Annotated in this window: 9 protein-coding genes and 1 pseudogene; 3 read left to right on the forward strand and 7 right to left on the reverse strand. The window is 43.6% G+C overall.

What is annotated here, in order from left to right; genetic code table 11:
* Positions 1-13: 13 nt before the first annotated feature.
* The 5 genes from Q7J63_RS13965 to Q7J63_RS13985 all read right to left on the reverse strand — a co-directional run bounded on the left by Q7J63_RS13965 (position 14) and on the right by Q7J63_RS13985 (position 3,310).
* Positions 14-430, reverse strand: a complete 417-nt coding sequence (locus tag Q7J63_RS13965) for a cytochrome c maturation protein CcmE (RefSeq protein ID WP_019599412.1) — start codon at positions 428-430, stop codon at positions 14-16.
* A gap of 136 nt (positions 431-566) precedes the next feature.
* A complete protein-coding gene (locus Q7J63_RS13970; RefSeq protein WP_019599413.1) occupies positions 567-815 on the reverse strand; it encodes a CcmD family protein in 249 nt (82 codons plus the stop codon).
* Positions 816-1,493 carry a cytochrome c biogenesis protein CcsA gene (gene ccsA, locus Q7J63_RS13975; protein WP_019599414.1) on the reverse strand — a complete coding sequence of 226 codons (678 nt, stop codon included), beginning with the start codon at positions 1,491-1,493 and terminating at the stop codon, positions 816-818.
* Positions 1,494-1,739: 246 nt separating this feature from the next.
* Positions 1,740-2,405, reverse strand: coding sequence for a heme exporter protein CcmB (locus Q7J63_RS13980; RefSeq protein WP_019599416.1), 666 nt, complete (start codon positions 2,403-2,405; stop codon positions 1,740-1,742).
* Positions 2,406-2,530: 125 nt separating this feature from the next.
* Entirely contained in the window at positions 2,531-3,310 is a 780-nt protein-coding gene (locus tag Q7J63_RS13985; protein ID WP_304887000.1) for a formyl transferase, read from the reverse strand.
* Between the two features lie 191 nt (positions 3,311-3,501).
* Between Q7J63_RS13985 and htpG the strand changes: the two genes are divergently transcribed.
* The 3 genes from htpG to Q7J63_RS14000 all read left to right on the forward strand — a co-directional run bounded on the left by htpG (position 3,502) and on the right by Q7J63_RS14000 (position 7,721).
* On the forward strand, positions 3,502-5,388 hold the full coding sequence (htpG, locus tag Q7J63_RS13990; protein ID WP_304887002.1) for a molecular chaperone HtpG: 1,887 nt from the start codon (positions 3,502-3,504) through the stop codon (positions 5,386-5,388).
* 883 nt (positions 5,389-6,271) lie between these two features.
* Entirely contained in the window at positions 6,272-7,030 is a 759-nt protein-coding gene (locus Q7J63_RS13995) for an SDR family NAD(P)-dependent oxidoreductase (protein ID WP_304887004.1), read from the forward strand.
* Between the two features lie 175 nt (positions 7,031-7,205).
* Complete coding sequence (locus tag Q7J63_RS14000; protein WP_304887006.1) at positions 7,206-7,721, forward strand: nuclear transport factor 2 family protein; 516 nt, start codon at positions 7,206-7,208, stop codon at positions 7,719-7,721.
* 332 nt (positions 7,722-8,053) lie between these two features.
* On the opposite strand, the gene Q7J63_RS14005 is transcribed toward Q7J63_RS14000, so the two are convergent.
* On the reverse strand, positions 8,054-9,019 hold the full coding sequence (locus Q7J63_RS14005; RefSeq protein ID WP_304887008.1) for an alpha/beta hydrolase: 966 nt from the start codon (positions 9,017-9,019) through the stop codon (positions 8,054-8,056).
* A gap of 890 nt (positions 9,020-9,909) precedes the next feature.
* Positions 9,910-10,165: pseudogene (locus Q7J63_RS14010) on the reverse strand (IS110 family transposase); the annotation flags it as partial.

Genomic DNA, 10,165 nt, shown 5'->3' on the forward strand with positions numbered 1-10,165 from the left:
ATTGAAGGACAATTTAAACACCGGAGGTTTTCATCTCGGTTTCCTGATATTTTGATGGGCACTTCATCAGGATTTTATCTGCCACAAAGAGCGCGTCATTTTTGTAGGAACCAATGACCACCACTTGCTCTGCTCTGGCAAAATCAGCAGGAACCGGTTCGTTGTAGAAAACTTTCTGTTCCATGCCATCATTGTCCAGCATCATGAAATAAAACGAGGTTTTTTCATCACTGACCTCGATGCCTTCCACTCTCCCGGAATTGTCTTTTTTCAATTGGCCTACTACATGGATGGATTTGTCATCGCCACCCATTTTCATTTCTTTTGCGGTAGAAAAACTCTCATAAGTACTCGCATCACCGATGGAGGTGATGATGATCACTATTGCGAATGCAATGATGCCTATACCGATTATATGTCCCTTTTTCATAATATTTGGTCTTTATTTAAGCCCTTTATATGGATTGATTTTTAATTTTTTGGGATCTTTTTCCCAAATGCAATTTTATTAATCACGTGAATACCTCTTCTTTCAAACGCATTCTCGGTTTTCCTTTTCAGGCAGATCAATCTCGTTCTTCCAGCAGTTTTTCCAATCTGCTGACTTTCCTCTCGGTACTGATCAGGTAAACCAATATTCCTGCAAAAACAATCCCAATGATGCCTACCAATACGTAAATTTTACCTTCTTCACGCATTTTATCAGCCATTTCAACCCTGGAATTCTGATAGTCTTCAGTGGTAATCTCAATTTTTTCCTGCGCCATTGCCCTAAGGCTAAACAAGAGCAAAACAATCACTAATCCCTTTTTCATCTATACCTGATTGATTAATTTGTCTTCCATTTTTCTTTCGGCTCTTTTCAGCCGCACCCTTACCGTACTCATCCATGCCCCCAATAAAGTCCAACCCAGAATTGCTGGATAAAAGACTACCCTCAGGTTGCTGTCCATATCATAGGCATTGAATCCGGGATTCCCTCCGTTGCCAGGGTGGAGACTGTCCGTCAGTCTCGGTAAAACAAAAATTAGAGGAATAAAGGCCGAAAAGGCGAAAATATTGTAAACGGATCCTATTCTTGCCCTTTGGTGGACATCGGTGAGGGAATTTCTCAAGATCAAATAAGCAAAATACATCAAGAGTCCAATCGCCGAAGCATTTTGCTTGGGATCTCCGCTCCAGTAATCTCCCCAGGTGAATTTGGCCCAAAGCATCCCGGTCGTGATCCCCAAAACTCCGAAAAGTATGGCCGCATTCGTGAATTCAATGGCCACATCATCGTGACGTAGATTTCCAGTCCGCAGATATTTGATGCTGTAAATTACAGAAACCACCAGCATCAGTATCATTCCAAACCACATCGTGACATGGAAATACAAGGCCCGGATTGTTTCGTTGAGAATCGGTAATCGAGGCACGTCCATTAGAAGCCCGGCTGTAATCGTGAAGGCAAGCAACACAATCGCCAAGATTTTCCACCAGCTTAATCCCATGTTATTAATTTTGCTATTTCAATCACAAAAATAAGGTATAAGTTCCTGATTCCTGTGCTTTTTGACATAAAGTTACAAATAGGATGAGGCATTTTAGCAAGGTCAATCTTTTGCAAAAACCCGCCCTTAAAAAAATTCTTTCTCTGGATTTTGAAAAAACGGGAAGCACAAATTAAATCGGTGCCAGCCGCCGGATTCCATTATTGAAAATTGCGTAAAAAACAAGAATACTGCATCGCCTTCCTTTCAGCTTCTCCACAAATAAGGGAATAAAATATAAGCCGTCACCGACACAATGGCATTGATGGCCAGGAGCGAAATCAATTTGTCGACACTTACGCTGGGGTCCAAGCCATCGATGGCATTCTTGGAAATGCTGATCGCCATCAGCAAGATGGGAATGATCACGGGAAAACTAAGGATAGCCATCAAAGTGGCATTGTTGCTTGCTTTGGAAGCGATGCCGGAAACCATCGTGAGGCAAGCCGAAAAACCCAAAGCGCCCAATACCAAATTCAGCAAAAACATGCCCTGGTCCTGAACCGGATTTCCCAATATAATACTGAAGACCAAATAGCCAAGCAAGGCCAAAACCAGCGTCAACAGTGAATTGTAGATGATCTTGGAGAGGATGATCGCCTCAGGCGAAGCGATCATGTAATAATACAACTGCCTTCCCTGATGCTCTTGCACAAAGCTTTTGGCAACCGCATTCACCGCCGAAAAAAGGATGATGATCCAATACAAGGCATTCCAAGTTGGGACGGAAAGATTGCCCTGCTTGGCGCCGACACTCAAATAGGTGATAAAAACCGCCGAAACCACATACAGCAAAATCCCATTGAGCGCATATTTCTGGCGCCATTCCAAGGTGAGTTCCTTTTTGATCAGTACCGTGATTTCTTTCAGCATATCCGCCCAAAGATAAGGAAATTGGTTATTCCAAGACCATATTTTAAAAGGGCTTTGCTCCTTTGCCAAAAATTATTGGGGCATTTGGCACCTGGTTTTCCTTCAAAAGTCCACGACACAAATCTTTAGATGAAATAATCGATCCTTTCTTCCCTGGGCTTGACCTTCCACAACCCAAGACTGTGGAAAGCCAACAATTTCAAATTGTTGGCCAATCGCCTTTCTGAGGTTTTGAAATTACGCCCCTTTTTTTCTTGGATTTTCCCAAGGGGAAGCACTTGGCTTTCCTTTATTTTTCCCAAAACCTCCACAGCCGCTTTGGCCAGCAAGAGGGTGGTTTTGATGTCCACTTCCAATTCTCCATTTCCCGACTCCAAACCTGGGCGCACTTCCGCAAGGATATTTCCCGTGTCCACACCCTTGTTGAGATAATGAAGGATACCGCCGACTTTTTCATAGTTGCGGAAATACAAGGCCCAAAACAGGGTGTCATTGCCCCTGAAATCCGGGGAGATCCCGAAATGCACATTGATCGCGGCCAATCTGGGGATTTGGAGCACCGCCTCCCTGAGGATCGGCGCCCAGCTGGTAAACAAAATATCAGGCTCCAAGCTCCGGATAAGTTCAATGCCTTCCGGACTGTTCACCTCCGCTGATGGAAAATGGTGCTTCTCAACCCCCAAGCCTTCATAAAATCTTGGCCGAAGTTTCTTGGCCAACCGGATTTTATGGATTTTCCGGATGATTTTCATCCCTTTGGCATTGATCCAGCCATTGGATTTCCTTGCTTTCCCGTTTTTGGAACTGGTAAGTTCGATGACAGTTACTTTGTCAAAATTCCGAATGATTTCCTGAATGATGATCCAATCCCTAGGCGTACACGCACTGACGATCACTATTTTCATAAGTCTTTTAAAAAAATCCCTACACTTCAAACAATGATTAAAAATAGACAATTTTTCGGAGCAAAACCAAAGATTGTTCAAACTGTGGATTTTGGAGGAAACTGCCATTTTGACAACCCAAATCGCTTTGGAACGGCACTTGATAAAGAGGAGAAGTTATCAATTGTTATTTACCAAAACCGAATATAGCCATGCAGGAAAAAGGTACCATCTCGATACATACCGAGAATATTTTCCCAATCATCAAGAAATTTTTGTATTCCGACAATGAGATATTCCTAAGGGAACTCGTGTCAAACGCCGTGGATGCCACCCAAAAAATCAAACGTCTTGCGACATTGGGTCAGTACTCCGGTGAACTTGGAGACGTCACCCTTGAGGTGAGTTTTGACGAGAAAAAGAAAACCATCACCATTTCCGACAAAGGCCTTGGCATGACTGCCGAGGAGATCAAGAAATACATCAACCAAGTCGCTTTTTCGGGTGCTGAGGAGTTTGTGGAAAAATTCAAGGATGCCAAAGACGCCAACGAAATCATCGGTAAGTTTGGTCTTGGTTTCTATTCCGCCTTTATGGTGGCCGATACCGTAGAGATCAACTCCCTCTCCTATCAGGAAGGTGCAGAAGCAGCCAAATGGACCTGTGACGGCAGCACGACCTTCGAAATCAGTGCCAGCGACAAAAAAGAGCGCGGAACCGAGATCACCCTTTTCATCAACAAAGATTCCGAGGAATTTTTGGACAAATGGAAACTCCAGGGCATTCTGGACAAATACTGCAAGTTCCTTCCTGTACCGATCAAGTTCGGAACCAAGACCGAAAGCGTCGAAGACGGTGTGGATGACAAAGGCGAGAAAAAATGGACATCTGTGGAAGTGGACAACATTATCAACACCACCGCACCCATCTGGACCAAGTCTCCGAGCGATCTGAAGGACGAGGATTACCTGAATTTTTACAAGCAGTTGTATCCAATGGGAGAAGATCCTCTTTTTTGGATCCATCTGAACGTGGATTATCCATTCAACCTGACGGGAGTACTTTATTTCCCTAAGGTGAAAAACGAATTTGAACTTCAGAAAAACAAGATCAAGCTATTCAGCAGACAGGTATTTATCACCGACGAGGTGAAGGACATCGTACCTGAATTCCTTATGCTGCTTCATGGCGTGATCGATTCTCCGGACATTCCCTTGAACGTCTCCAGAAGCTTCTTGCAGGCGGACAGCAACGTGAAGAAAATCAACAGCTACATCACAAAAAAGGTGGCGGACAAACTGTCAGAATTGTACAAGAAAGACAGAAAAGCCTACGAGGAGAAATGGAACGACATTGGCCTGTTCGTGAAATACGGAATGCTCAGTGAAGAGAAATTCTACGAAAAAGGAAAAGACTTCACTCTCCTGAAAAACACCAACGGGGATTATTTCACCTTGGAGGAATACAGGGAAAAGGTAAAAGCCACCCAAACCGATAAAAACGAGCAAGTCGTGTACCTCTACGCCACGGACCTTGAAAAACAGGATGGATTCATCCAGTCTGCCAACAAAAAGGATTATGACGTTTTGGTGATGGATTCACCGATCGACAGCCACTTTATCCAGCACATGGAAACCAAACTGGAAAAAACGCAGCTCAAACGGGTGGATGCGGACGTTGCCGAAAAACTCATCCAAAGGGAAGATGGCTACGCCAATCTCCTGACAGAAGATCAATCCAAGACAGTGAAGGAAATCTTCGAGAAAGCGATCTCCAACACCAACTACACAATTGAGGTGGAAGGCTTGAGTCCAGAAGAATCCCCGGTGACGATCACCATGGATGAGTTTATGCGCAGAATGAAGGAAATGGCTGCAACCGGCGGTGGTGGAATGGGCTTCTACGGCGCCATGCCGGACCATTACAAAGTTGCTGTCAACGGCAATCATCCCGTCATCGACAAACTCCTCAAAACCGAGGATGAAGCAGAAAAAGCCAGATTGGCCAAGCAGGTATTTGACCTTGCCTTGCTTTCGCAAGGCCTGCTGACCGGAAAAGACCTGACGGCTTTTGTGAAGAGAAGTGTGGAATTGATCTAAGCCGTTTTATACATCCTTCTCCAAATAGGCTGATTTCCTTACAGTTTCAACCTCATCTGGAGATTGAATGCCTCTTTCGGATTTAGCAAAAATACACTTTTCAAAATAAAAATAAGCCCCTGGGAATTTGAATTCTCAGGGGCTTTTTGGGTTTTAACCCTTGTTATGCATGACCATTTATATTCCAGCCTGAAATTATTTAGGAATCAATCCGATATACCTTTTTTTTGATTTCACCACATCGGTACTACTCCTTATTCTCCAAATATCCTGATTTTATTGTCGTTATAACACCCTTAGGGGACCTATTGCATATTTCCATCTAACTTAATCAAGTTAGATGCATGACGTTACTTTTCCGCTGTCTTAGAATTCGGGTTGAATGCTAATTCGCAGATTAGATTTTTTTGCACCCTTCCAATCGGCCCCCAAAACCCATTTGCACAATTTTTTAAAGCGTAGAGAACGAAGTCCCAAGAAGTGAATTGGAAATGCGATTTGACCTTGAAATTACCGCCTATGGGTATTGTAGTTTTCGGGAAAAATACATACATTTAACTGAATGTCAATTTGATGCAAATAATTTTTTTGCTGATAGAGTATAAATGAAAAAGCTAATTTTGGTTTCATAAGGCAAAATAAAAATCAGAAAACAATACATTCTTCCAGACACCTGGTTTTTTTAATGAATGGGATATCCGGAATTTAATTGTGGTTTTAGGTGATTGAGCTATTCACAACTCTTGGGCCCTTTGTGCTTCGGATACCTCATGACAGTTTTGAAGTTACCGAAAGTTCAGTGCTCCGAATAAATATTTGAGCGGAACACCCGCGAATCTGCAAAAACCTTGGCGCTTATTTTTAACCATTAAATGAGAAAATCATGAAAAGAACAGAAAACAAAGTTGTCGTCGTTACAGGTGGCGCGTTGGGAATCGGGCGCGAAACCTGTCTTTTACTGGCAAAAGAAGGTGCTAAAGTCGCCATAACGGATGTGCTGGACAAAGAGGGTCAACAGTTAATGGAAGAAATAAACCATTCAGGTGGAGTGGCAAAATTCTGGCATCTTGATGTAGCCAATGAAAAAGAAGTTGAAAAAGTGTATGCCGCTGTAGTCAAAGAATTTGGGAAACTTGATGCGACCGTAAATAATGCGGGTATAGCAGGCGCTGACAAGCCCACCCATGAATTGACGGAAAAAGAATGGGATGCTGTCATGAATGTGAACGTAAAAGGAGTTTTCTTCTGCACCAAACATGCAATTCCACACATGCAAAAATCAGGAGGCGGAAGCATTGTTAACCTTTCTTCAATTTATGGAATCATCGGCGCAGGAGACATCCCTCCCTATCACGCCTCAAAAGGAGCCGTCAGAATAATGTCTAAAAATGATGCCTTGACCTATGCAAAAGACAAAATAAGGGTGAACTCTGTCCATCCCGGTTTCATTTGGACGCCCTTGGTTGAAACATTTGGAAACAACAAACCTGGATTCAGAGAACATCTTGACAGCTTACATCCGATAGGACATATTGGCGAACCAAAAGATATCGCTTATGGAATACTTTATCTTGTTTCTGACGAATCAAAATTTGTTACGGGAAGTGAATTGGTCATTGATGGCGGTTATACCTGTAAATGATGGATCTATGAAATAAAATGAACAAGGGCTATGTTCCATAAGTGTATCCGTAAACATTTGATCCTTCTGCCACGCTCAAACTTGTATGTCGCAAGACCAGTACAAAACTGCAATCCATTCCGACACATGGTATTGGGCGTATTGATTCATTCTTGTCCACACCGTAACTTGAAACATGATGCAAGGCATGAACATTGCCAAACACACTTTAGCTGCAGGACTATTGGCTGTAATTTTAGGTCTTTTGGGTTGCGACAGCAATAAAACTGACAGAACATTGCAAAATCAAAACAACGCACAAGAAATGACCGTCACAGTCGAAACTTTAAAGCAAATCCTTGAGGCATTCAATCGTCATGACCTTGATGCGATAATGGAATTCTTCTCCGATGATTGTTCATTTGATTTTCCAAGGGGACCAGAATCCTGGGGACAACGCTTCATCGGCAAAGCACAGGTGCGGGAGGCGCTTGCAGGTCGCTTCAAAGGAATTCCTGATGTTCATTATGGGGATGACCGCCATTGGATTTCAGCAGATGGAAATACGGGAATATCTGAATGGACACTTACCGGAACCACAACTTCTGGGATCAATGTGAAAGTGAGAGGCTGTGACCTTTGGGAGTTTCGCAACGGTAAAGTCACGCGCAAAGACTCCTATTGGAAAATAGTTGAGCCCTCAACAAAATGAATAGTACACAATTAATAAAGTTTAATCCTGGCTCCAGACATTCCATAACGTCGTCGGTTTTTCAACCAAATCATCGAGTGATTTCAGGTTTGTATGATTGGGATAAAGTGAAAAATATAATAAATGACATGATAAAGAGAGTACTCATAAAAGGAAAATTACACCTCCCCATTTTCGGGTGAAATTGAGCCTGGAAAATAATTTTTGGCAATATTTTCGGCGCATGTGATGTGACCAACTCAATTCTCGCCACAGCGTAGCGAGTTTTTCAGTGATTTACACAGGGCGCACATTTCAAATGTGATTTTGGCAACGCTCAGCGGATTCCTTTATCAAGGAGCCGCTTGATCACTCGTAGACTTGGCTTTGAGAAAACTATTTACCTCCAACCAGTACATAAAAGCATCAAACCAACGATTGCTGGTTCGGTCCGGATTGCCGAGGCCGAAACCGTGGCCGCCGTTCTGGTAGAGGTGGAACTCAACGGGGATGCCCGCTTTGTACCAGGAATCAATGACGCCGAACTGACCGCGGAAGAGAAAATCATCGGTGGCGATGACATTGAACATCGGCGGAGCATTCTTCGGCACTTCCACCGGACCCATGCCGCCGTAGATCGGACCAATAAAGGCCAGTTTCATGGTCTTGGAATGGAGCGTGGCGTGCATCGTGAGACCGGCGCCGGCAGAAAAGCCGATCATGCCTATTCTGTCCGTATCGATCCCCCATTCCTTTGCCCGATCGAGAATCATGGCGTAGGCCGCTTCGGCGTCCTCGAGCTGATTGGATAGATCCTGCTGCGGAGGAGTCGGTGGTATTTCACTTTGCGAAGTGCTTGGCGCTGGAGCCGGCGGACGCGGGCGGTTCATCCATGCCGTAAAATCATCCAAAGATTCAGGGGTCGGATGCAGCCTGTACTTGAGCACAAAGGCGGCGATTCCCTGATCCGAAAGTGCCTTTGCGACATCCCAGCCCTCGTTGCCCATTGACAGCCACCTGAATCCGCCACCCGGCGCCACAATTACAGCCGTGCCTTTCGCCTTGCCCGGTTCAGGCAGGAAGGGGGTGAGGGTCGCAGTGGAAATGTTCCGTGCCATCGGATCGCCCCACTGGAGGAACCAGGTCTCGGGGGCAGGTTGTTCAGCAACACCGCCTGTGCCGAGCGGAATGGCTTTCGGCTCCCCAGGCGCTTCAAGCGGAGTGATTGTCCCGTCCTGCGCCATTGCTGATGCAGAAAATAGAAGCAGAGAAGTCAAAATGAATGTTTTGGCAAAGCCTTTTCGGTTAGAATAGGTCATAGGTTAATTGTGAATAGGTGAAAGATTGTGCTTGTCTAGTATGGGCGGCATTTCAAAAATTTTATTGCCCTAAGGATTAAAAGTAAAAAATAAATGTGAGACTTAAACCTCTGTCATGCATGACCAATTCCATTCCAGCCTGTTTTGCCAAATAGTCCTTCCTTTGTTTTCTGTTTTTGATTTCAACAAACGCAGTACTGCGCCATTTTCTCCAAAGAGTCTGATTCCCTTACAGCATCAAACCCAATAGGAAACGGAAAAAAATCAACAAGAGAAACGAGACCGCATGCCTATAGCGCCTCTTTTTTGAGTTTGAAAATCTAAAATCAACATGAGGGGAAGTGAATTGGAAATGAGGTTTGACCACAAAATTACCCGCTAAGGAAATTGTCCCTTTCGGAAAAAATTTTTATATTTGATTGAATACCAGTTAGGTATAAATAGTTTTTGCCGAAATATTTGACTTAAACATTAGCTGATTTATTTTCTTCGGACAAATTCCGAATCAGGAAAAAAGGATTCTTTCATCTAAACGGCTTTTTGAATGGATGAGATATTCCGGGTTGCATTGTGTTTGGGTATGTCTGGAATGTTTCCGGCAAATTATAAAATCAAGAAAATCATAATCCGGGTTGTTGGCTTCTTTTGACGTCGACCCCATCGCTTTCGGAATCCAATCTCTTTTCCAAAAAAATACGACTGACAGGTTGGGGTACCTACATAAATGAAAATGACACTCTTAAACCTGTATTGTGCATTGCTGATTCTAATTCAGGATGAAATTGCTCTTTTTGACTGCAGCATACCGGCAATGCGCCTTGTTCTCCAAAGGCCTGATTTTCTTGCAATTTCGACCCCATTTGAAAACCCAATGCATATTTCCATCTAACTTATGATAGGGCAGTATTTAATTCATCGGCTGACATATTCAGTGATTTCATCTTTTTTTTAATTGATGCAATCATTCGCTCTTTCATTTCTTTTTGGTATTGGTCTAAATTCCCGGGCTGATATCTTTCTCCTTTTATAATCATGTTCCAGATAATTACTGCCAGCTTTCTGGCAGTCGCGGTAATGGCAGCTCCCCTTCCTTTGCGATAAGCCACACGTTTGAAAAACCTTGTCAACACTCCATCTTTGGTTTTA

The sequence above is a fragment of the Rhodonellum sp. genome (assembly GCF_030656585.1).
In the GTDB taxonomy this organism is placed as follows: Bacteria; Bacteroidota; Bacteroidia; order Cytophagales; family Cyclobacteriaceae; genus Rhodonellum; species Rhodonellum psychrophilum.